Origin of the sequence: Sulfurisphaera ohwakuensis (assembly GCF_009729055.1) — an archaeon.
Classification (GTDB): Archaea; Thermoproteota; Thermoprotei_A; order Sulfolobales; family Sulfolobaceae; genus Sulfurisphaera; species Sulfurisphaera ohwakuensis.
Genome location: NZ_CP045484.1, coordinates 2,489,727 through 2,512,891 on the forward strand (window position 1 = coordinate 2,489,727; position 23,165 = coordinate 2,512,891).

Annotated in this window: 22 protein-coding genes; 15 read left to right on the forward strand and 7 right to left on the reverse strand. The window is 32.9% G+C overall.

The window, feature by feature from the left end:
- Nucleotides 1-20 precede the first annotated feature (20 nt).
- The 3 genes from D1869_RS13670 to D1869_RS13680 form a co-directional block, all read right to left on the reverse strand.
- Nucleotides 21-506, reverse strand: a complete 486-nt coding sequence (locus D1869_RS13670) for a hypothetical protein (protein ID WP_156015616.1) — start codon at nucleotides 504-506, stop codon at nucleotides 21-23.
- On the reverse strand, nucleotides 503-1,360 hold the full coding sequence (locus D1869_RS13675; protein WP_156015617.1) for an ABC transporter permease: 858 nt from the start codon (nucleotides 1,358-1,360) through the stop codon (nucleotides 503-505). Before D1869_RS13675 ends, D1869_RS13670 begins: the two co-directional genes overlap by 4 nt.
- Before the next feature lie 369 nt (nucleotides 1,361-1,729).
- Nucleotides 1,730-3,751 carry an ABC transporter substrate-binding protein gene (locus D1869_RS13680; protein WP_231113818.1) on the reverse strand — a complete coding sequence of 674 codons (2,022 nt, stop codon included), beginning with the start codon at nucleotides 3,749-3,751 and terminating at the stop codon, nucleotides 1,730-1,732.
- A gap of 132 nt (nucleotides 3,752-3,883) precedes the next feature.
- Between D1869_RS13680 and D1869_RS13685 the strand changes: the two genes are divergently transcribed.
- From D1869_RS13685 to D1869_RS13700, 4 genes are read left to right on the forward strand one after another with little or no spacing between them, the layout of a single operon-like run.
- Complete coding sequence (locus D1869_RS13685; RefSeq protein ID WP_010980622.1) at nucleotides 3,884-4,885, forward strand: ABC transporter permease; 1,002 nt, start codon at nucleotides 3,884-3,886, stop codon at nucleotides 4,883-4,885.
- Nucleotides 4,878-5,846 carry an ABC transporter ATP-binding protein gene (locus D1869_RS13690; protein ID WP_156015619.1) on the forward strand — a complete coding sequence of 323 codons (969 nt, stop codon included), beginning with the start codon at nucleotides 4,878-4,880 and terminating at the stop codon, nucleotides 5,844-5,846. Before D1869_RS13685 ends, D1869_RS13690 begins: the two co-directional genes overlap by 8 nt.
- Entirely contained in the window at nucleotides 5,818-6,756 is a 939-nt protein-coding gene (locus D1869_RS13695; RefSeq protein ID WP_156015620.1) for an ABC transporter ATP-binding protein, read from the forward strand. The genes D1869_RS13690 and D1869_RS13695 overlap by 29 nt, the downstream gene beginning before the upstream one ends.
- A gap of 25 nt (nucleotides 6,757-6,781) precedes the next feature.
- Nucleotides 6,782-7,222, forward strand: coding sequence for a hypothetical protein (locus D1869_RS13700; protein WP_156015621.1), 441 nt, complete (start codon nucleotides 6,782-6,784; stop codon nucleotides 7,220-7,222).
- On the opposite strand, the gene D1869_RS13705 is transcribed toward D1869_RS13700, so the two are convergent.
- The 3 genes from D1869_RS13705 to D1869_RS13715 all read right to left on the reverse strand — a co-directional run bounded on the left by D1869_RS13705 (nucleotide 7,211) and on the right by D1869_RS13715 (nucleotide 9,731).
- Nucleotides 7,211-7,456, reverse strand: a complete 246-nt coding sequence (locus D1869_RS13705; RefSeq protein ID WP_156015622.1) for a hypothetical protein — start codon at nucleotides 7,454-7,456, stop codon at nucleotides 7,211-7,213. The genes D1869_RS13700 and D1869_RS13705 overlap by 12 nt on opposite strands.
- 147 nt (nucleotides 7,457-7,603) lie before the next feature.
- A complete protein-coding gene (locus D1869_RS15840) occupies nucleotides 7,604-7,696 on the reverse strand; it encodes a hypothetical protein (protein ID WP_156015996.1) in 93 nt (30 codons plus the stop codon).
- Between the two features lie 187 nt (nucleotides 7,697-7,883).
- On the reverse strand, nucleotides 7,884-9,731 hold the full coding sequence (locus tag D1869_RS13715) for an ABC transporter substrate-binding protein (protein WP_375781480.1): 1,848 nt from the start codon (nucleotides 9,729-9,731) through the stop codon (nucleotides 7,884-7,886).
- 319 nt (nucleotides 9,732-10,050) lie between these two features.
- Between D1869_RS13715 and D1869_RS13720 the strand changes: the two genes are divergently transcribed.
- Genes D1869_RS13720 through D1869_RS13740 form a run of 5 tightly spaced genes read left to right on the forward strand, consistent with a single transcriptional unit; the run spans nucleotide 10,051 to nucleotide 14,440 of the window.
- Nucleotides 10,051-11,082, forward strand: a complete 1,032-nt coding sequence (locus D1869_RS13720) for an ABC transporter permease (RefSeq protein WP_156015624.1) — start codon at nucleotides 10,051-10,053, stop codon at nucleotides 11,080-11,082.
- Nucleotides 11,079-12,155, forward strand: a complete 1,077-nt coding sequence (locus tag D1869_RS13725) for an ABC transporter permease (RefSeq protein ID WP_156015625.1) — start codon at nucleotides 11,079-11,081, stop codon at nucleotides 12,153-12,155. The genes D1869_RS13720 and D1869_RS13725 overlap by 4 nt, the downstream gene beginning before the upstream one ends.
- Entirely contained in the window at nucleotides 12,152-13,123 is a 972-nt protein-coding gene (locus D1869_RS13730; RefSeq protein WP_156015626.1) for an ABC transporter ATP-binding protein, read from the forward strand. Before D1869_RS13725 ends, D1869_RS13730 begins: the two co-directional genes overlap by 4 nt.
- The gene (locus D1869_RS13735; protein WP_156015627.1) at nucleotides 13,116-14,087 is read left to right on the forward strand and encodes an ABC transporter ATP-binding protein; all 972 of its coding nucleotides are present in this window, start codon (nucleotides 13,116-13,118) and stop codon (nucleotides 14,085-14,087) included. Before D1869_RS13730 ends, D1869_RS13735 begins: the two co-directional genes overlap by 8 nt.
- Complete coding sequence (locus D1869_RS13740; protein WP_156015628.1) at nucleotides 14,051-14,440, forward strand: PH domain-containing protein; 390 nt, start codon at nucleotides 14,051-14,053, stop codon at nucleotides 14,438-14,440. The genes D1869_RS13735 and D1869_RS13740 overlap by 37 nt, the downstream gene beginning before the upstream one ends.
- Here D1869_RS13740 and glmS read toward each other — a convergent pair.
- Nucleotides 14,433-16,178 carry a glutamine--fructose-6-phosphate transaminase (isomerizing) gene (gene glmS, locus D1869_RS13745; protein ID WP_156015629.1) on the reverse strand — a complete coding sequence of 582 codons (1,746 nt, stop codon included), beginning with the start codon at nucleotides 16,176-16,178 and terminating at the stop codon, nucleotides 14,433-14,435. The two genes, D1869_RS13740 and glmS, sit on opposite strands and share 8 nt — an antisense overlap.
- 34 nt (nucleotides 16,179-16,212) lie before the next feature.
- Between glmS and nagA the strand changes: the two genes are divergently transcribed.
- The 6 genes from nagA (at nucleotide 16,213) to D1869_RS13775 (ending at nucleotide 23,041) form a co-directional block, all read left to right on the forward strand.
- The gene (nagA, locus tag D1869_RS13750; RefSeq protein ID WP_156015630.1) at nucleotides 16,213-17,328 is read left to right on the forward strand and encodes an N-acetylglucosamine-6-phosphate deacetylase; all 1,116 of its coding nucleotides are present in this window, start codon (nucleotides 16,213-16,215) and stop codon (nucleotides 17,326-17,328) included.
- A gap of 179 nt (nucleotides 17,329-17,507) precedes the next feature.
- Nucleotides 17,508-18,749 (forward strand): FAD-binding oxidoreductase, encoded by a 1,242-nt coding sequence (locus D1869_RS13755; RefSeq protein ID WP_156015631.1) that lies wholly within the window; start codon nucleotides 17,508-17,510, stop codon nucleotides 18,747-18,749.
- A complete protein-coding gene (locus D1869_RS13760) occupies nucleotides 18,746-19,633 on the forward strand; it encodes a DUF1177 domain-containing protein (RefSeq protein WP_156015632.1) in 888 nt (295 codons plus the stop codon). Before D1869_RS13755 ends, D1869_RS13760 begins: the two co-directional genes overlap by 4 nt.
- Nucleotides 19,634-19,637: 4 nt before the next feature.
- Nucleotides 19,638-20,759: a M20 family metallopeptidase gene (locus D1869_RS13765; RefSeq protein ID WP_156015633.1), complete on the forward strand. Its 1,122-nt coding sequence runs from the start codon at nucleotides 19,638-19,640 to the stop codon at nucleotides 20,757-20,759.
- Between the two features lie 83 nt (nucleotides 20,760-20,842).
- Complete coding sequence (locus D1869_RS13770) at nucleotides 20,843-21,448, forward strand: helix-turn-helix domain-containing protein (RefSeq protein WP_156015634.1); 606 nt, start codon at nucleotides 20,843-20,845, stop codon at nucleotides 21,446-21,448.
- Between the two features lie 171 nt (nucleotides 21,449-21,619).
- Entirely contained in the window at nucleotides 21,620-23,041 is a 1,422-nt protein-coding gene (locus D1869_RS13775) for an APC family permease (RefSeq protein WP_156015635.1), read from the forward strand.
- The last annotated feature ends 124 nt before the right edge of the window (nucleotides 23,042-23,165 follow it).

Consider the following 23,165-nt stretch of genomic DNA (forward strand, 5'->3'; position numbering starts at 1 on the left):
AAGCTTACCTTTCATTGTGTTCATATAAGAGTTTTATCTAAAAAAATTCTAAATTTTTCATCATAATTATATAATGTTGTGTAAGATTTTGATAATTTACCACAGACATAAATACCATCTTCTCCTTTATTCACACTATACCATGTAAGTCTTGGTTTATATGTCCCTAATTCCTCAAAGATTTTTTCGTACATTTCCCTTAATATACTTAATTTAGTGTTTTTTATTATCTCTTCCTGTCTCTCATTCAGATAGTAGGATTGATTATACAAGTTTTTTAATATATCAGTCTTATCTATTTTTTTCTTGTTCATGTGCTGTAAAGACTCGTACCCTTCTCTTATTAATGAAATAATTTGGCTTAACTCTAATCCTTCAATACCCTCTTTTTCCTCGTTTTCACACTTAGGTATAACTAAGAATATCCTGTCTTCTGGTAAAGATACTTTGTCAATAAAAAACGAGTCAATTGCTATTTTGTTAAAAACATAATAGGGGATGTTCATGCTCTTAACCTTGGATTTGTTATTTCGTCTATTCCATAACTTAGTAAAATCAACCCAAACATTAGCCCTATTACAGCCAAGCTTGGGAAGATTAAATACCAGACTCCTTTTCCTCCAAAAATAGCACCCATATTAAGTGCTTGATTTATCATATACCCCCAGTTATTTGGATTCACTGGCAATACACCTAAGAAATAAAGACCTACAGCGGCATAAAGAGCTCCTTCAACATTGAAAATAAAGTGTACTGCTATATATGAGCCCAAATTAGGAATTATTTCTCTGAAGATAATATGTAAATTACTAAGACCCAATATCCTTGAAATTTCTATGTATTGCATTGATTTTAATAAGAGAACTTGTGACCTAATTGATCTTGCTAATCCTGTCCAACTCATGGAACTTAGTATTAATGCCAAGATAACTGGGTTTGAAGTTCTGATAAGTGTGGCTAAAATAATGTAAACCACTAATGTAGGTAGTGTCATTACAATATCGTTTATTGCCATAAGTATGTTATCAGCAATCCCTCCTAAATACCCAGCAGTTATACCAATTAAAATTCCTATTAATGTAGTAAATAATCCCGCAAGCAAAGACAATTCTATAATGAATCCAGCACCGTAAACTATATTAGCTAATATACTTTCACCTAAAGGACCAGTACCTAGGATATAATAAAAGTTTGGTTGAGGAGGAAGAAAAATTTTCTTAGCATTTATTGTTGATACTATTGGTGGGCGAATGAGGAACGGAAATATAAATGCCAAAATTAAGTAGAAGACAAGTATAATTAGCCCTACCCGACTCTTTTTATTCCTCCATATTAGCCTTATATATTCTAGTATGTTCATATTAAAATACTCACATTAACAGTATTTATCTTTTCTGACACTGTTTGTCCCTACACTTTCATTTCAATTATAATTGAGTATAGGACTTAGTCCTCTTTATTAGTTGGTCTTATGCTCCTTTAAGCCCAACGTCACTATGCTCACATTTATGCTATTTTTACCTTGGGAGAAGTTTGTAGTTCATTTTCTTAAGCTTTTTCTTATCTTATAAATTGAAAATATAATGAGGAAGAGTGATAGGATGAGGATGTAAAGTAAGATGGGAAGGACTGCCATATTATTATAATCAAAAATAAGAGAAAAAATTGAGAGGAATAAAAAAATGTATCCTATAGCTAATAAAACCCTATATTCTTCCAGCGTTTTATTTTACCTCCTTCTTCTTAGCAGGAGTACAGCAACTATAATAACCACGATTATTACTACTACTGCTACTCCTACTATTAATCCTACATTAGTAGTACTCACAGTCACAGTTGATGGAGGAATTACAGAGGTAGTTGTAGAGGTAACGGTAGAGGTAACTGGTACTGTAGTTGTAGAGGTAACTGTTGGTATTGATGTGGTAGTTGTAGTTACTGTTGTAGGAACAAGATATCCATATTGGAATCCCGCTTGTAAGAGTGCTGTCCCTCCAATTCCATATAATGCTTCTTCCCAGAACCATGAGCTTGATGGAGGGGCTGATATTACATTGGAATTATAAACAATTACATAATCTGTATAGACTAATGGTAATACTGGCAGATAGTAGTTTAATGCATAAGCTATTTCATCATTTGCTGCTATTAATTGAGAAGTTGAATTTGGTGCGGTCGATTCTATGTAAAGCTTTGACATATTATACACACTACCATTAGGTAATGGGACTAGTAGGTCCCAGTGAGTTACATTGTATGGTATTCCGCTAAGATATTGTAGTTGTAAGTACCAATCAACTGTACCAGGATAATAGCCGCCCCATGCTTGGAATACCAAACCATAATCTCCAGATTTGTAAAGTTGGTGATTTATTGAAGCAATCGTTGAAACTGAATAGGTAGTCGGAATACCGAATGATGTTAGTTCATCAGCTATTAATGTTAACATTGAAGTTACCCCTGGTGATGAACTAATTGTGTCTGTAATGTTTAATGTAAATGGTGTACCAGCGGGGGTATACCATTGTCCGTTCTTTTCAGTAAAACCAACACTTTCTAATAATTCTGCTGCTTTAGTTAAGTTTACATTATATGGATTTAAGTTAGATACTGCGGGGGTTCTAAACTCATTAAAGTATGAGAAGTTAGGTATTCCATTTGGTACATGGACTGGGGAATACTTTGCACCACCCACCAAAGCGACTGCAGTCCTATTTATTATATAAGCTATTGCTTGTCTCACTTGCACATACTTTAACCATGGATTTTGCAAGTTGAAGTATAGTCCATATCCGCCAGGTTGAGGTATTGAGATTACCTTATAATAACTAGGTAATGATGATAAAGCCAAAGATGGTAACGATGTAGCCCCTGTATAAAGTAAATCTATTTCACCTGTTTTTACTCCTGCTAATAGGTCTTGAGAAGAAGTATATTGATAGATTATTACTTTATTCCATGGAACCATATTTGCAGCATAAAATCCAGGATTCTTTGATAATACTATTTCACTTGGAGTTATTTGACTCACATAGAATGGTCCGTTATAGTCTGCAGAAATTGAAGCTACTAACGCTGGGTTAAAACTTCTTATCATACTTCTAAATACTGTAGTCTTTACTTTACCTTCTTGTAATAAAGTCCAGTTACCCTCAATTTGTGTGATAATCGGCTTCCATACTTGGTAATTAGTTATAACTGCAACTTCACCTAATCCTACAGTATCCAAAAGTGTAAAAGGCATTAGATATGGTGAAACATAATCCTTAGGGTATGAGATAGTTATGGTGTAATTGTTAATCACGGTGTAATTTGGAAATGGTGGAGCACTATACATATCTAGAATTAGACATGTTGCTAAAATATCGTAAGCAGTAACTGGTTGTCCGTTTGCCCAATGAGCATTAGGATTCAAATATAGTGTAACATTAACACTACTAAGTGAATTAAATTCTTGAACCCAATTTGATGGAGAGAACGTCCAGTTCTCCACTATCCCAGGTAACATCTGATTGTTAGAAACGTTAAGTATTGCAGAATAAGCATAGACGAGACCATAAAATGCTCCTCCAAGTCCACCTGAGAATATGTTTGGATTATATGAGGATAAGCTAGTGTATGGAGAACTAGTTACCCAACCAATTGTTAATACGTTCGAAGTTTGTGAGTTTGTAATTATAGTTACAGACGGTAATATTAAGCCTAGCAGTAGAATAAATAATGGTATACTATATAGTATTTTAGCCTTCATTCCAATCACAAAATAAGAATATATAATCATGATATATAAACTTTTTCAAATGTTTAAGTACCGTAAAATTAGTGATAAACAATTGTTAGTTATATTAAATATTTATATAGTTGGTGAATTAACACTATATTTATGAAAACATGGCTTATTCGACGTGTTATCATGTCGATAGTTACTATCTTAGCAACAATAATATTTACTTGGGCATTATTAGAATTTTCACCTACAAGTCCAGCTAACTATATTCTTAGCCAAATTTCTCCATCAGCCTTAAGCTCCATTAGATCAGCTGAGATATATACTAGTTTAGAGCAATATTTAGAAACTTTACGACCACATGGAAATCCAGTTATTCAAGCTTTAACTTACTTAGGTAATTTTCTTCATGGAAATTTAGGAGTTAGTATAGTTTATGAGGTACCGGTAACTACATTAATAGCAAATGCCTTACCATGGACACTTTTCGTGATTGTAACGTCAGTCATTATAAGCTTCTTTATTGGTATTAGGGCTGGAGAAATTATGGGATATAAAAGAGGAACTAAAAAAGATTCTACTCTACTTATGACATTCATAACGATTAGGGCTATACCAATTTATATCTTAGGTACACTCTTCTTATTCTTCTTAGGTTATGAACTTCATATATTTCCAAGCGGTGGTGCATATTCGGTTAATGTGACACCAGGATTTAATTTCCCATTTATTGAAAGTGTTCTTTATCACGCAACCCTACCAATCTTAACCTTAACGTTAATCAATTTAGCTGGTTGGGCAATACACATGAGGGCTAATACAATTTATACCTTAAGGGAAGATTATGTAGATTTTGCGGAAACTAGGGGTGTAATGGATAAGATAATTGAATCAAAATATGTTGGAAGGAATTCAATACTACCCCTTTACACCAGTTTAATAATCACATTAGGTTTCTCCTTTGGAGGTTCAGTCTTTTTAGAAGAAATCTTTAGTTATCCCGGCGTGGGATTACTTCTTTATAACTCAATAATGAATAACGATTACCCAGTAGAGATGGGTATTTTAGTTATAATAGTTTTAGCAGTTGTAATTGGAGTATTTTTGGCAGATCTAACATATTCCTTGTTAGATCCCAGAGTAAAAATGGGTGACTAGATTGCTTCTAAAAGTAGAAGATCTATCAGTATCTTACTTTATTCACAAGCAAGAAATAGTAGCATTAAAAGATGTTTCTTTTGAAATAGAGAGGGGGGAAATATTAGGAATTATTGGAGAGAGCGGTTCTGGAAAAACAACTTTGGCTAAAGCCATTATTAGGAGCATTAAACCCCCAGGAAAGATAATCAGGGGTAAAATACTTTATGAAGGTGAAGATATTCTCTCAGTTGACATTAAAAGATTTAAAAGAGACTATTTATGGAGGAAGATTAGTTATGTACCGCAAGCTAGTCAAAATTCTTTAAACGGTGTTATGAGAATAATTGATCATTTCTATGATACAGCAATATCTCACGGTATTACCGATAGGAACACTATATATGATAAGGCTAAAGAAGCTGTAAAAATGGTATCTTTAGATGAAAGAGTTTTATCATCTTATCCTCATGAACTGAGTGGCGGAATGAAGCAAAGAGTATTAATTGCCTTATCACTTCTTCTTGACCCTGAACTTATTATTTTAGATGAACCCACAAGCGCTTTAGATGTAGCTACGCAAAAATCGATTCTTGATTTAGTAATGAAAATAAATAAGGAACTAGGAACTACAATTATTTTAATAACTCATGATATTGGAGTGGCTAATTATATTGCTAAGAAAATGCTTGTCTTATATGCTGGGCAGGTTATGGAGTTTGGAAACACTGAAGAAATAATGAATAATCCGCTACATCCTTATACACAAGGTTTAATTAATTCAGTTCCATCAATTTATAAGGATGTTAGTAAATTAAAACCCATAAATGAAGGAGAAATACCGCTGAAGGGTTGCCCTTTTCATACTAGGTGTAGTTATGTGTCTGAAATTTGCAAGGTGGAGGAACCGGGGTTGTATACAGCTAATACTAGGTTAGTTAGGTGTTTTCTTTATGATAAAACTAGAAAAAATATCAGTTAAATTTGGTGGTGGATTACTTTCAAGGAAAAGAGCTGTTTACGCACTAAGAGATATAACTACTGATGAGATAACTTCATCTGCATTACTCATAGGAGAAAGTGGTGCCGGTAAGACAACATTAGGAAAAGTAATTTTAGGTCTTATAAAACCCTCTGAAGGAACGTATTATTATAAAGGAATAAACGTGTGGAAAAATAAGAGAAAGATGCTGAAAATTATTAGGAGAGAAATCCAATATATTGCACAAGACCCCTTTGCATCTTTTAATCCAAACAAGACTGTGGGTGAATCAATAGGTTATGTTGTAAAGAAATATTACGGAAGGAAAAACTATAAAGAAAGGGTGATAGAGTTATTAAAAAGTGTGGGATTAAGTGAAAGGGAGTTTTATAAGTACCCTCACCAATTATCCGGTGGACAATTACAGAGGGCAAATATTGCTAGAGCTTTAGTTCCTAATCCTAAGATCTTAGTAGCTGATGAACCTACATCAATGTTAGATGCTTCATTAAGATTAAGCATTATAAATTTATTAGCAAATCTAATAGAAAAAAATGACTTAAAAGTTATTATGATAACTCATGATTTAGGAATTGCTAAGTATTTTTACCATAAGGTGAAAAACGTTAAAGGGCTAATTCTCTACAAAGGTAGACTAGTTGAAGAAGGAGACTTTCTAGATATATTAGAGAAACCACTCCATCCTTATACAAAATTTCTAAAAGAGAATATAATTGATATTGCTAGTGTGAACAGAGATAATCAATATATAGTTAGTGAAGAAAAGTTAAACGAGAATGGATGCCCATTTTATCCTTACTGCTCATTTAGAGTAGATATTTGTAAAAATAATTTTCCTCCTAGTAAGAGTATTAATAATCGTAAAGTTGCTTGTTACCATTATGCTTAAAAATCAGTTTTAATAATTTTCACATGTGAAGCTTCTTTATATTAGCCTGTTTTTAATAGTCCTTGGTATATTACTAATCCCAATTACTTATTTCGTTTCTAATGAAGTAATATATAAGAGTAGCTTCAATAGAACTTTATCAGACCTTGGGGCATATACGATAAGTATACCACAGTATCAAGGAGATCTTGTAGTTAAAGGTTATACAAATTCTAGTGTTACAATTGAGGTTCTTAAGTACTTAGAGTTAATAAAAAGTGAGGAGATAAATGGGAATTTCTCTTTTTCTTTAACTGACAACAATGCAAACGCAATTTTCTTACATAATGGATATAATCCAGCACATGTTTATTTATTTATAAAAATTATCAACAGCGGATTTCAAGGGATTGGATATACAATAGCTTCACTTCTAATCGTAATTGGATTAATTTTATTTGGTTATTACAGAGTGTTATCTAAGTAAAAAATTCAAATTTTTCATTCTGAGAATTTCAAGATTCAGATCGTCTATTTCACCAATAAGAGTGAAAGAACCTACTCCTAAATCCTTTTTAAATATATAAATATCGTTGTTTAGCAGTATAATCGCATTTTTAAATATTTTCATGCGGTACTTTAAGCTATTTTCAAATTTTTCCTTGCTCTTACTAACGATCACATATTCTTTTTCTTCGTAGAGGTAAAATTTGTTCTTCAATAAATCTTTAAATCTTTCGTCATATAATTTTATCCTAACCTTATCTGACTTGTATGCGATAGATACATCTCTTAACCATTCTTATTTTGGATCTCCAATTAAAACCCTATCTACAAAGTGTAAGAGATAATTTGCTGAATCAAATGGTTAATCTGCCCTAACACCTTTAAATCCCATACTAATTAATTTAGATAAATCTTTTGGTGACGCGTTAACTCTTTTGAGTATATCTGGGTTTATGTCAACAAATGTATAGTAACTTCCTTTATCTCTTTCCTGGGAATACTGAAAAACCTATCTTTTTACTTTGCCCCATAAATTATATGTTTACCTTCTATTTAAATAGTTGATTTATTAAACTTAAAAAATAAAAACAGGTATAAACATTAGAAGAGTTGCTTAAACCTCTTTTGAAAAAGATAAAAAATTACATACTTTGACTTGAATAGGTGTACGTGGAGTAGTACATCATATTGTAGAAGTAGCCTACGTATGGGTTATATACGAATCCTTGCACGTATGGCTGTACTAGATAGTATGTGTCTGGGAATGGTAACCATGCGTAAGGTGCTTCATTATAGATTATTTGGTATACTTTAGCAACTAACTGTATTTGTTCTGTCTGGTTAGTAATGAATGGTAGTGTCTGATAAATCTGTTGTAGAGTCGAGATGTTTACCCATGCCAGATTTCCAGAGATGCCACCAAATTGTACATCAGTTAATGGCATTAATTGCTGAAATACAGGGTCTGGCCAGTCTGGGAACCAACCTAAATCTACCATATCTGGTGTACCGGATGGTGTTGTCCATCCATCTGTTACTGATGGTAATACATATTTTACAGAAACACTAAGACCTATCTGTTGTAAATCCTGTGTTATTATTTCAAGTTCGTCTTGCTCTAATGGCGTTACGGGTGCTAATGCATATATGTTTAACGTTGGTAATTCTTGCCCATTAGGATTACCTAGTACCGTACCATTTGGTAAAACTACGTAGAAGTCTCCTTGATAACCAGCTTCATTTAGATATTTCATTGCCAATGATGGATTATATTGATAAGGTGTCAAATTATCTGGATTGTAATATCCTGGGAATTGTGGAGATATTGGTCCTAAATACTCAGCAGCTAAAATTTTACCATTGTAACTAAATATTTGTAATAACTGCTGGTAATTAATTGCGTGTACTATAGCTAGTCTAAAGTCAGTGATGTTTGTTGGGAATTGTTCCATGTTCATTGAAATATAAAGGACTCCAGGTTCAGCACCAAAGTTTCTAAATGTAACATTTAATGGTAATACCGAATAGGGTTTTTGGCCTAGAATCTGGCCTAAGTATGGTATAGAGACGTAGGATATTTGTGCTTGGTTTGTTAAGAAGTCTTCTACTCTATCATTGTGTGATAACCCGTAATCGATTACAATATATTTAATGTGGGCTGGTTGGGCAACTGCTGGCACACTTTGAGATTTACCCCAATAGTTTGGATTTGCCTCTAAAACTATAGTAGAGAAGCCTGGAGTAACTTTAACTATCAAATATGGTCCTGTTCCGTTCATACCATATTCATCAAGATATGAATTTGCTGTATTTGGCTGTACTCCACCATGCTCATCAACTACTACTGGGTTAACAATAGCACCCCACCACGATGCTATATCGTAAATGAAGAACCTATATGGTTCTAATGTGTTTATCTCTACTTCATAAGGACCTAGGACTACAACAGCTTGATTTGGATAACTCATTATTTTTTGTATTGTGGCATTATTAGCATTAAAGTGGGATAATATAGACGCTAACACTTCCGCTGTCAGCGTATAGTTATTTGCAGTTGGTAAGCCAGTGGCATTCTGTATTGCGTAATTAACTCCCCAAGGTATAGCATAACCAGTTTGAGCATAAACTGTTGCATTAAAGAGTAATTCAATATAGTTTGCTACTCCAGGACCTTGACCCATCAATATAGTCCTATAGAAAGAGAACCATACTGTTGATGCATTAACTTGAACACCATCTGGAAAGTAAATTCCTTGCCTAATGTAGAATATCCAGTGTTGGTAATTAGTTGTAGTATAATTCTGAGCAATTACTGGAACCACCTCATGATAGTTACTACCATTGAACTCCACAAGTTCCTGGAACACAGCCGTAAATAATGGACCATCTTGAACATAAAATCCAGTTGCTGGGTCTAAGGCATCTGGGGGAGCAGTTTGGGATACATCAACTAAAGTAGATGAATTTGGAGAAGAAAGCGTAATAGTCATAGGTGTCGTTGTTGTTGTAGAAGTAGTTGTCGTTGTTGTAGAAGTAGTAGTCATCGATGGAGTAGTTGTCGTTGTTGTAGAAGTAGTTGTTGTTGTTGGTTTATGACTAGTTAGCATTATTGCAGCTACTGCAGCTATTATTATTATTACAACTACTATTGCTGCAATTACAGCTCCTGATACCCCACGAGTTAATTTCCTATTCATATTAGACCAATAAAAAGTTTCTAATTCTATTATTTAAATCTTATCAAACTAATCAGTGTTGGTAATGACATAAAACAATAAATTTTAAATCATGATTATGGTTAGTTTAATTATGCAAAGCTCATTTTTGAAATTCGCGGTCAGAAGGGTTATAAATGGGATTGTAACATTACTACTTCTTATACTATTTGTGTTTATTCTTATTCATGCTGCTGCACCAAATCCAGCAGCCTTAGCTAGAATATATGCAGGAAACCCTCACGCTCCTCCTACAGAAATAGATCAAATAATAAAAGAGTATAATCTTAATGCCCCAATTTACATTCAATTTGTGGATTACATAAAGGATATTTTTACTGGAAATTGGGGTATAGATCCTATATATAAGGTTCAAGAATCCTCTCTTTTATTTCATTATTTACCAATTAGTCTTCAAATTGTTATTCCAGGTGATATTTTAGCAGCAATAATAGGAATATTAAGCGGGGCTATTGCAGCTGCCAATAGAGGGACTTTAAAAGATAGGTCTATAAAAGGTGTTTATCTAATAACCTGGGCTTCTCCCCCATTTTTAGTTGCACTAGTACTCCAACTAATTATAGCTTACTACTTAGGCTTATTACCACCTAACGGGACAGTTAATCCTTTATTAAAAGCCCCACCCTCATATACACCATTTCCTATCTTAAATGCACTAATAGCTGGAGATTGGCCATATTTTATATCGGCAGTAAGACATGCAGTATTACCATCAATTTCAATAGCTATAATTACGTTTGGATTATTTACTAGGATAACAAGATCATCTATGCTTGATGCAATGGAATCTGATTATACCAAATTGGCCTTTGCTAAAGGATTAAAGAGAAATTATGTAGTTTACAGAGTTGCACTAAGAAATAGTTTAATCCCAGTAATAACACTTATAGCACTATTCTTTGGTTATTCCGTTGCTGGGGCAGTAATAATTGAGGATATTTACCATTATTTAGGAATTGGTTATTTCATAACACAAGCAATAGAAAGCTTAGATTATGTAGCCGTTTTAGATTTTACGATAATTATTGGTATTGCTGTAATAATAGCCAACTTTATAGCTGATGTACTCTACGGTATTTTAGACCCAAGGGTGAAATTAGAATGAGAGCAAGTAGGATATTTATAATCGCAGTTATTGCTTATCTTATAATTAATTTAGGTATTTATGCATATTCAGCAAATAGAGCAACCTTAAAAGCTTTACACTTTCATAATACTGTACTAGTGCCTTACGTATTATTTTCGACATTTAGTATAACTGCTTCTCTTGTAGCCTTAGGAATATATTTTATATATAGGAATAGTTTAATGAGAAACGCATTAAAGAGTAAAGTAGCATTTGGTGCTTTAGTAATAATTTTCGCTTACTACACATGGTCTATATTTGAGGGGCTTTTACAATATGCTTCTCATCAAATTCTGTATTTTTCATTAGCTTATAAATTCCTTCCATACAATCCATTCCAATTTAATTTTACAGCATCATTATTACCTCCATCAATTCATCACCCTTTTGGAACCAATTATAATGGTGAAGACATTCTGAGTAGAGTCTTATATGCCGCACCCTCAGATGCCGAAATATCGACCGTAGTTGTAATTTCAGCAATTATAATTGGAGGTTTAGTAGGAATGTTTGCTGGTTATTTTGGCGGATGGGTTGATGAAGTATTAATGAGAATTACAGATGTATTCTTAGCTATACCCGGTTTAATATTGGTTATTGCTGTTGCAGTTCTTTTGGGATCTAGTTTTACTAGTGCTATGATTGGATTAATGATACCCTGGTGGGCTACATATGCAAGACTATTTAGAAGCCAAACTTTAGTAGTTAAAAATATGGGTTATGTTGATATGGCAAAATTAATGGGGTTTAGAAGTTTTAGAATAATTTTCAAACATGTGTTTCATAATGTTATAGACCCTATCCTATCTTATGCTGCGTTAGACTTTGGTAACGTTATTTTAACCTATGCAAGCTTAACCTTTTTAGGAATAGGACTTCAGGGTGTTAACCAGCCAGAATGGGGTGCAATGGTATCTGATGGTCTACAATACTTACCGCATGTGTGGTGGTGGTCTTTATTTCCCTCTATTATCATTTTAGTTTTAGTAGCATCATTCGTAATTTTGGGTGATAGATTACAAGATGTAATTGCAGGGAGGGTTACATATTGAAAGTCCTTGAAGTCAAAAATCTTTCAGTAGGGTATAAATCATTAGTAGGAAAATTCAGAGTATTACATAACGTAACCTTTAGTGTGGAGAGCGGAGAAATTATAGGAATTGTTGGAGAATCTGGGTCTGGTAAGTCTACTTTAGGGCATTCAATTATTAGATTATTACCACCAAATGCTTACTTTGAAGGCGGTGAGATTCTCTTTCAAGGAAAAGACATAACTAAAATTCCAGAGAAAGAAATGGTAAGCATAAGAGGTAATGGAATTTTCATGATATTCCAGAATCCGTTAAATAGCCTAAACCCAGTAAAAACTGTTGAATATCAACTTCTTGAAGCTGTAAGAGTTAAAGCAAGCAGAGATGGTAAAAATTTTGATGAGAAAGAAGCTAGAGAAATAATTTTAAATGCTGTAAAAGATGTTAGGTTACCAGATCCAGAAGAAATAATAAAGAAATATCCTCATCAACTATCTGGAGGGCAAGTTCAAAGAGTTGTAATTGCTATGGCTCTGATTTTAAGACCAAAGATATTAATTGCTGATGAACCAACTTCAGCATTAGACGTTACGATACAAGCACAAGTGGTAAAATTATTTAAACAGTTAAGAGAAGAGGAGGGAATTTCTATTCTTTTCATCTCTCACGATATATCTCTTGTTTACGCTATTGCTGACAGAATAATAGTAATGTATGCTGGAAGGATAATGGAGGATGGTAATATAGAGGAAGTTATCAAAAATCCAATGCATCCTTATACCCAAGGGTTAATAAGTAGTATTCCGACGATTTCAAAAAAAGAAGGGGAATTAAGAGTAATTGAGGGTAGTCCACCGTCATTTTTAGTTTTACCAACTGGGTGTAAGTTTCATCCTAGATGCAATAAAGTAATGGATATATGTAGAAATAAAGAACCAGAATTGAAAGAGATAAATAATAGAAGAGTAAGGTGTTGGTTATATGAATGAATTAATAAGAGTAGTAGGATTGAAGAAATATTTTATAGTAGGCAGCTATGGTATTTTAGATAAAATTTTAGGGAAAAAACCGGTTATAGTAAAGGCACTTGATGGTATTGATTTAGAAATTTATGAGAAAGAAACTTTAGGGGTTGTAGGGGAATCTGGTTCTGGAAAAACCACTTTAGGAAGAATTTTAGTAACTTTAGATAAGCCAACAGCTGGGGAAATATATTACAGAGGTAAAAAAGTAACTGACAAAAACATTAACGAGATAAGAAAGAAAATTTCAATGGTTTTCCAGAATCCTGCAAGTAGTATAGATCCCAAGATGAGAATATTTGACGTAGTTGCTGAACCTCTAAGAAAAGTAAGTTCAGATACTAAAAGAAAGTTAGTAAAGGAAGCACTAGAAAGTGTTGGTTTGGACTTTGATTATATAGCTGGAAAGTATCCAAAGGAATTATCTGGTGGACAGTTACAAAGGGTGGCAATAGCTAGGGCATTAATTACTGAACCAGAATTTATTGTATTAGATGAACCAACTTCAGCATTAGATGCTTCAGTTCAGTCGCAAATATTAAATCTTTTAGTAAAAATTCAGAAAGATAGAGGAATAACATACATGTTCATAACTCACAATATTCATGTTGCAAGGTATATATCAGATAGAATTGGAGTATTGTATGCTGGGAAATTAATGGAGATTGGTAGTTCTGAGGATATAATTTCTTCGCCAAAACATCCTTACACTCAAAGTTTAATTGCATCAGTACCATCATTAAAGAGAAGAGAACTACAACCACCAAGTGGAGAAGTACCCTCATTAATTAATCCCCCTAATGGTTGTAGATTTAACCCGAGATGTCCATTTGTAATGGAAATATGTAAAAAACGGGAACCACCATTATTCGAATATAACGGGAGAAAGGTAGCATGTTGGTTACTAAACCAACAGTTACAAAAACAGTAGTAAAAGGAACTATTCTAATTTTCATCTTCTCCTTATTTTTAGATTTTTACAAAGTATTTGATTTTATTTTATTTTTGGTAATTGTATATTCATTACTCTTCTTATACATAATCTGGAAAAGAATGCACACTTATGAGTTCGATGAGAGTGAAATAATAATAAAAACACCTTTTTCAAAGAAAAAGATTATGTACTCTACCATTGATGATGCATTCTTTTCTATAGGTTTTTTGGCTAAAAGGTTCCACTGCGGTTCAATATACTTAATATTGAAGGATAAAAAAGTGGAGATAATTAGAGATGTTCCAAACCCAGAGGAGGTTTTTGAAATACTGAAAAAGAAAGTTATATAGTTACGGCTTTAACTAAGCCTACTGGAGTATCAATTGGTAACTCCTTCTTAACACCAAGTTTATAAGATAACAGTTGAAGGGGAATAACATTAGCTATTGGAGAAAGATCTCTAGTAGTCTTTACACTCCTAAAATCACCCTCTGGGGAAATAGTTATTATTGGACTGCCCCTATCTTTTGCTAACTTAATAACTTTGTTATATAAATCCTCTGCTTGCTCTTCAGCAGGCTTTATAACTAGTATTGGATAACCCTTATTGGCTAAAACAATTGGACCATGAAGAAGTTCTCCTAATTGAACACCTTCAGCATGGGTTAGTGAAGCCTCCTTAAACTTTAAAGCTCCCTCAAGGGCAATTGGATAATTGATACCACTACTAGCAACATAAAGACTCTCTTTATCAATCAAATTAACTAACTCCTCAGCCCTTTTCTCCATATAGGGTAATGAGTCTAAAACCAATTTCGATAATCTTTGTATTTCATTCTTATCATGATCTATGTCTTTCTTATCAATTTTACCTAGTTGATAAGATACATAATCAGATAAAATTTTTAGAACCACAATAGTAGAAGTGAAGGTCTTTGTAGCTGGTACAGCAAGTTCCGGTCCGGCAGTTATTGGTAAATAAACATTTGATTCTAAAGCTAATCTAGAGCCTACAGAGTTAGTAATACCCAAAATTACAGCACCCCTCTGCTTTGCAAGTTTAACACTCCTTATTACATCTGAAGTTTCCCCACTCTGACTAATTGCAATAACCACAGTCCCAGTTGTAATATTATCTAGTGCGTAATAAGGAAATTCAGCTGCACTCACAACGTTTAAACTAACATCATGAAGGTAATAGGAAGAAATATAGCCAGCATGCAAACTACTACCATTAGCAATAATGTAAACCTTTCTAGCATTTGCAATTATCATTGAAGCTAAAGATAAGTACTTTTCCATGAGTGAATTTACAGAATTTATTAACGAGAAAGGAATATCATAAATTTCTTTTAGCATAAAGTGTGAAAAACCTCCCTTATCCGCAATCTCTTCCTTATACTTAACCCTCTTTAATTCACCATCTACTTCACCTTGGGTGTTAAATATCTTAAAACTATCTGGAGATAATATTACATAAGTATTCTCCGGGACAATGATAGCGTTTTCCGCAAAACCAGTTAAAGAGGGTAAATCACTTGAAATAAAGAAACATCCATTAGAAATACCAATATATAATCCTTGACCAGCATTTACTGCAAATATCTTTTCAACACCCTTAACTATGAAAGCAAAGGAATATAAACCCCTAACTACATTCCAGATACCCTTTAACTTCTCCTCATAATTTCCTTCCAGATAATGTGGTAAAACTTCAGTATCAGTAGTAGTAACAAATTTATGTCCCTCCCTCTCCAATTTTTCCCTTAATATCTCATAATCATATAAAATACCATCCATAACCAGTCCAATTTCCCCTTTACAATCAGTTATCGGATGTGCATTATTTAATGTTGGCCATCCCCTACTTGCGTACCTAGTATGACCTAAGGCAACTTTAGACTTATCATTAACCTTAATTTCACTCTTAGCAATATTACCCAACATCTTAATTACTTCTAATGAGGAGTCCTTTTCATAAACAATACCCGCACTATCATATCCCCTATAAATGAGCCTTTTTAAACCAATATTAATAATAGAAACATCCCTAGGATTTTTACATATAAATCCAAAAATCCCTCCCATATGTTTTATACCCTCCTAACTTTAATAAACCTTAATGGAGTTAAAAATAACAAACGCTAGAATCATAACACCTTATAAGGAAATTGAAAGTGGTAGTGTAATAATTAAAGATGGGATAATTAGTGAAATATTAGAGGAAAGGACTGACGGAGAAGACTTCGAGAGAATGCTCTTACTTCCAGGGTTTGTTGATATTCATACTCACGGAATTGGTGGATATGATTATACATCATGGGATAATGAAGAGGATTTCATAAAAAACGCTATAGGGATGAAAAAGAAACTGATCCAACACGGTGTAACAACTTTCTTACCTACAACAGTTACAATGCCTAGGGAAAGTCTGTTGGAGGCTTGTAAGGCTATATCACAGACAGATATTTTAGGACTTCACTTAGAAGGTCCTTATATAAGTGAAAAACATGCTGGTGCACAAGATGTAAGATATATAAGAAATCCAGATAAGAATGAAGTGTTGGAGTGTGTCAGAGAGAGTAATAGTAAAGTAATAACAATAACTTATTCTCCCGAAAAAGATCTGGATTTTATCCCATTTCTGTTAAGTTTAGGAATTTACCCTTCAATAGGACATACAGATGCTGATTATGAGACAGCAGTTAGAGCATTCCTCTTAGGTGCTAATAGGGTTACACATTTATTTAATGCAATGAGGGTATTTCATCATAGAGATCCAGGTGTAATTTTAGCTAGTATTAATTTTTCTCCATTTATTGAAATAATTCCAGACTTTATACACGTTAACAAGGAGGTAATAAGGTTTTTAACTAAAATAGTTGATATAAAAAGAATTGTTGCAGTAACAGATTCTATAATAGCTACTGATCTTCAAGACGGTACTTATACTTTGGGTAAAATGAGGTTAAGGGTTGAAAATGGTATTGCAAGGACTGAGAATGGAAAATTGGCCGGGAGTACTTTAACAATGGATAAGGCATTTAAAAATTTATCAAGTATTATAGGAATAAGGGAGGCTTCACTCATATGTTCATATAATCCAGCAAGAGCAATAGGACTTAGTGACAGAGGGATTATTGAAAAGGGGAAGAGGGCTGACTTAATCTTAATGGATGAAAAGTTGAATGTTAAAAAAGTATTTATAAACGGAGAGGAGATTTTTTCTAGCAATTAGACAAATGAAGTGTTTTGACTGAGATTATAATCCTTAATATTTTCTAAAGTTAACTCTTACATTTCTTCATCTGAGTTGTAAAAACTTGGAAAGGACATAAAGTTATTCAAACAATTAAGTAATGTTTTTTACTTAGTTAAAGGAAATTCTTTAATACGAACATTTTAAAAATACTTCTGATGGAGACATTTTTATTGGCTAAAAAAGAGTTTGAAAAAGAATTCGGTTCTAAATTTCTTGATACTGAAGAAATTATAGATGAATATTCGAAAGCTCCTTACTTAGTTTCACCCATCCTTTCAAAAATGGGTAAAAGAATTTTAGGTGCTGTAATAGCTGAAGATGAGAATGACATTGAATATACAATTAAAGTTTGTAATAAATATCGTATTCCCTTATTAGCTAGAGGTTCTGGAACTTCAACAATTGGTCAAGTTTTACCTATTTTTCCTTCAATAGTTATTGATATTCAGAAACTGAATAAAATATTAGAACTTAATAATAACTCTTTAAAAATATCTCCGGGAGTCAAGGTTCTACAAGCACTTAATTACTTAAGAAAACGGGGAAAAGAATTAAGAGTATATCCCAGTAGTTTTTATATATCTACTTTAGGAGGTTACATTGCCGGTGGAGATGTAGGAATAGGATCTTATCAGTTTGGCTATCACTTTCACGGTAATGGAATTAAGCGTGTAAAAATAGTAGCTCCTAATGGATCTCAAGAACTTACTGGAGACATGACTTTAGCCGTTGCTCAAGCAGCTGGAACTACTGGAATTATAACTGAGGCTGAAGTAGCTGTAATTGATTATGAAGACTGGAAAGATCAATTAGTACGATTCAATAACGTTAATGAAGTGGTTAACTTCTTAAAAGATCTTGAAAAAGAAAGACCTAGTATAAGAAGAATTACTGTAGAAGACGAGGAGACTTTGGCTTTAGTCTCTCAAGGAAGAGTTAAGCCAGGAAAGTGGAATGTTATATTAGCAAGCACTAAGAGTTTCGGAGAAGAGGTAAATATGAGGTTTTTAGACGAATTAGCATTTGCAGCAATTTATGTAACCATGAGCAAATTAACTAGATTTCCAAACTATTTTTATGAGGTAAGATTACTTCCTCTAAATAGTTTTCTAAGTGTTGTAAGTCAAATAAAGAGAGCTCTAGGTTCTAACGTATTAATTCACGGTGATGTTATGACTTTGAGAGGTGAAACAATAATCTACACTGTATTCATGTCAGATAAAAGCAATTTCGAATTAATAGATTCGATAATGATAAAGGAAGGTATACCATTTGAAATACATTCCCTAGTAGTAAATGATAGAGTTGATGAGGAATATAGACTAGAATTAATGAAGAAATTAAAGAAAATGGTTGATCCGCATGATATTCTAAACCCAGGGAAGCTGAGAATATGATTTTGAAGACTCTAATTGACGTAATTGATATCTTAGAATCTAAAAACCCGTTAGAAATGATTAGAAAGAGACTAGAAAATAAGGTTGAATATGAGGAAATTACAGTAGGGGAGGTTCCTTATATTAAAGTCTTATATAAAGGCGGAGGGAAGGATAAGATTGAAATTTTAGGAAGACTAGGAGCTATTCAAATGGTTGGTACTAGTAAGGGTTTAGTTTCTGATGCTGATGGTGCTATTATCACATTAACTACACTCTTTGAACTTCTTGACCTAATGGATAAAGGAGTTGCCTTTAACATTGACATATTATTTGTTACAAATTTAGCTACAAAGGCTAAATTAATCCCTCATAAACCATTTGACTTTATGGTCCCCTTAATGGGATTAGATGATGCATTAAAGATCGAAGTAGATCCTACAGCTTCATTTATATTATCTATAGATTCTACCAAGGGGAACAGGTTAGCAAAATACAATGATTTTGCACTAACGCATGTTGTTAAAGATGGTTATATATTAAAATTGCACGATAACGTTATTGACATCTATAATAGAGTAACGGAACATGAAATTTATATGGTACCCCTTACTACTGGTGATCTTACACCTTTAGACTATAATGTGTATCACATTAGTACTTTAATTTCCCCTTGGTTATATACTTCATCACCAGTTGTAGGATTAGCAACTGTTTCTAAACAAGTGATACCGGGGTATGAGACTGGAGTTCAAAATCTAACAATGTTTGAGCATGCATCTAGATTTTGTGTTGAACTTATAAAATATTTAGAAAAGGGCGGAAAAGTATACGACGAAAACGAGTTAATGGAATTAGAAAGTAAATTGGGTAAATCGAATTTAATTAAGGCTAAGAGAGTGTAAGGTAATGATTGTTTCACTATTAAGAGATTTAATAGAAATTCAAACGGTAAATCCACCGGGAAAAGATTATGAAACAATTGTAAACTATTTGAAGGATTTATTTTCTGGATTAGGGTTTAAAACCGAACTTATAACTATACCGGAGGAATACATTGATAAAAATTATATTTATTCTCCTCAACATAAAGGACATAAAAGAGTTATACTGATTGTAAAAAATTCTAGAGAACCATTACTTCATTTCAACTTTCATTACGATGTAGTTCCGCCTGGAGATAATTGGATAACAGAACCGTTTAAACTAAAGATAATTGATAACAAAGCATTTGGTAGGGGAACGTCAGATATGAAAGGAGCTATAGTTAGCTTATATTTAGCTTTATCAAGGTTCAATGAGACACCAATAGAGATCGCCTTTGTTCCCGATGAGGAGAGTGGAGGAATTGGTTCTAAATATTTAACAGAAGAAATCGGAATTAAACCTAAGGAGGTAATATTTGGAGAACCTAGCTTCCCAAATATCTACATAGGGCACTACGGTATAATAAGAGGTGTTATAAAAGTTTTTGGAAAGCAAGTCCATGCAAGCATGGCGAATGAAGGTGTAAATGCATTTCTTGAAGCATCAAAGTTTGCCCTCAAATTAAATGAAGAATTAAGTAAGAAATATAATATTAATTTGGGCGGATATACTATAAATTCTTCTAATAATGATGGAATAGTACCAGGATTTTTTGCCTTTAGTTATTATAGGGCTATTTCACCTAATGAAGAAAAGCTTTTTGATAAAGAGATTGTTGACACAGTTTCCAAAGAGTTGGGAATAAATTATGAATTCGAAATAAAATCTACAATACCAGGATATGTTTCTAAAGAATCAGATTTAACTAAGCAACTAAAGTATTGTGTTAAATCTGTTTTAAATATAAACCCAGAAAAGTTAGTCAGCAGTCTAAGATATGATGCAATATTCTATAAAGATTCTGTTTCAGTGAATTTTGGTCCTGGAGATCCCAAACAAGCACATATAGTGAATGAATATATAGAACTAAAAAACATTGAAAAAACCAGTTTAGTCTATGAGTGTTTATTGAGGGAAAAGATAAAAAGTTTTAAAAATACGTGATATGAGAATAAGATGAAATTAAAAAATTTTTAAGAAGTAAGTAAAAAAGTTTATTAATTGGAATTGGCTAATAACCCGTTAGAATGAAGAAACTATACAAGATTAACTTTTCAATATTACATGAAGGTTGCTGGACCAGTAACGTTAAGGATAAAGTAGTTACATTGAATATCTCAAAATACAATAATAATAAGATAAAAGTTAGTATAATATCGCCTCGACTATTAATAAAAGATCTAGAGAAATCTGAGAATGTATATGATATATTAAAGTATAGGAAGATTAAGGGAGGTTATATTATTGATTTTCTTGAGGAAATAAGTAGTACCGTATCTGGGTATTTATTATCTGACGACAACGTCTTATATCATAAAAATATTGTAAGACAGAAATTAGAAAAATGGGAAATAATATCGCTAGGTAAATCTGTTACCAATAAATTAACTGAAAAATTTAATATTAGTAGTATTTCAATTAATGAAATAAAACCCTCAGATATACTATACTATGGTCTAACTGAAAAGGAGTTATTAGTTCTCAAAAATGCGATTTCGATGGGCTATTTTAACTATCCCAGAGCAGTAAAGGCTAATGAGATAGCTAAAAAATTAGGAATAAGCAAGCAAGATTTCCTTTATCATTTAAGAAATTCAATTAATAAATTAGTCTCCTCAATTGATTTTGATTAACTTTTCGAAAAGTATTTATTACCTCTTATACTTAAATAACATCGTATATAGCAAATGACAATCCCTACTATTCTTATAAACTTTTCTTTTAACCCCGTTAAAAGAATGAACAAAAATGATAGGAAGATTCTAAGGTAAAAAAGGAAAAATCTTGATACTGTTTTTAATTATATGATGGAAGATAAAAAGAGTGATTTACAAAAATCAGAACTTAGAAGAGAAGTATTAGGAACTTGGTTAGTTGCAAGTTATGGTATAGCAGCCAATGCACCAATAGCTGTAGCAACACTCTATTTTGTGGGTTTAGCTGGACTAGTTGGTGGGGCAATGCCACTTACAGTTCTTCTCTCATATTTAATTTATGCTACTACCTTAGTGGTAATTTATGAGTGGAGTAAGGAGATTGCAGCCTCTTACGGATATGTCGCTATGATAAAAAAGGGTCTTAATAGTAGCTTAGCAGCATTTACTGTGGGTTACGGATATATTTACCAATATCTTATTGCTGGTGCAGCGGGATTCGGGGTATTAGGGTTAGCCTCGTTCATTTATCTAATCTCTCCTAGTATACAGTCATCAATGCCTTGGTTATGGGCTTTAATTGTAGTTGTAGTCACGGCAGAAATCACACTAATAATGTGGCTTGGAGTAAAACCTGGTGGGATTCTCAATCTTATTATAGGTTTAATATCAATAGGTTTCCTAATAATAACTTCACTATATTTAATTATAATAGCAGGTCCTAAGAATACTATCTATCCCTTTACTGCAGTCCCAGTTAATAACAACTGGGCTTTAGTACTAACTGCAATGATATTCGGGGTAACTACATTTGGTGGAGCTACGACACCAATAGGAGTTGCAGAAGAAGCTAAAATACCTAAGAAAACTTTACCTAGAGCACTTCTCCTAACTTTTGCTCTTTTAGGAGTCGGTTTAATTCTTAATTCTTATGCTCAAACGGTAGTCTATGGAATAAACAATATGTTTAATTATGCTAATCTACCTGATCCAATGATCATAATATATAATAAATATTTTAACCCCGTCATAGTTGGTCTTCTCATATTCTTAGTAGCATTTATGTTTAATTCCTCTGCTTTAGCATTTGCCACAAGTGGTAGTAGAATGATATTTGGAATGGCTAGAGATGGAATACTTTATCCTAGAATTTTCTCTAGAACTAATCATTATGGTGTACCAGGGAATGCTATAATACTAACTGGTATAATCACTGGTGCAGTTAGCCTTATTAGCGGATATATTTTAGGGCCACTTGAAGCCAGTATATTCTTGATAACCTTCGGTTCATTTTATGTAGCTTTAGGACATTTATTTGCTGCAATCGGGCTAATAACACACAAGATAAAGTTAAGAAAGGCAGATATAGTAAAACACATAGTAGTACCATTAATTTCCATAGGATTATATTTAGCAGTAATATATTTTGGTACTTATCCAGCTCCAGCATTTCCTCTTAATATAGCAGTATATGCAGCATGGGGCGTTCTATTACTTCACATAATTGGATATTACATGTTAAGAATGAGAAACCCAGAGAAAATAAGACATTTTGGGGATTATAGCCTATAGAAGTTATTTAGCTTCTTTTTTAATAAATAATTGATTAACATAAAAAATTGAGAAACTGCAATTTGTATTATCAAAACCCTAGTTCTCTAATTATCAACTAAGTCATTAAAAAGTGTAAAGAAGT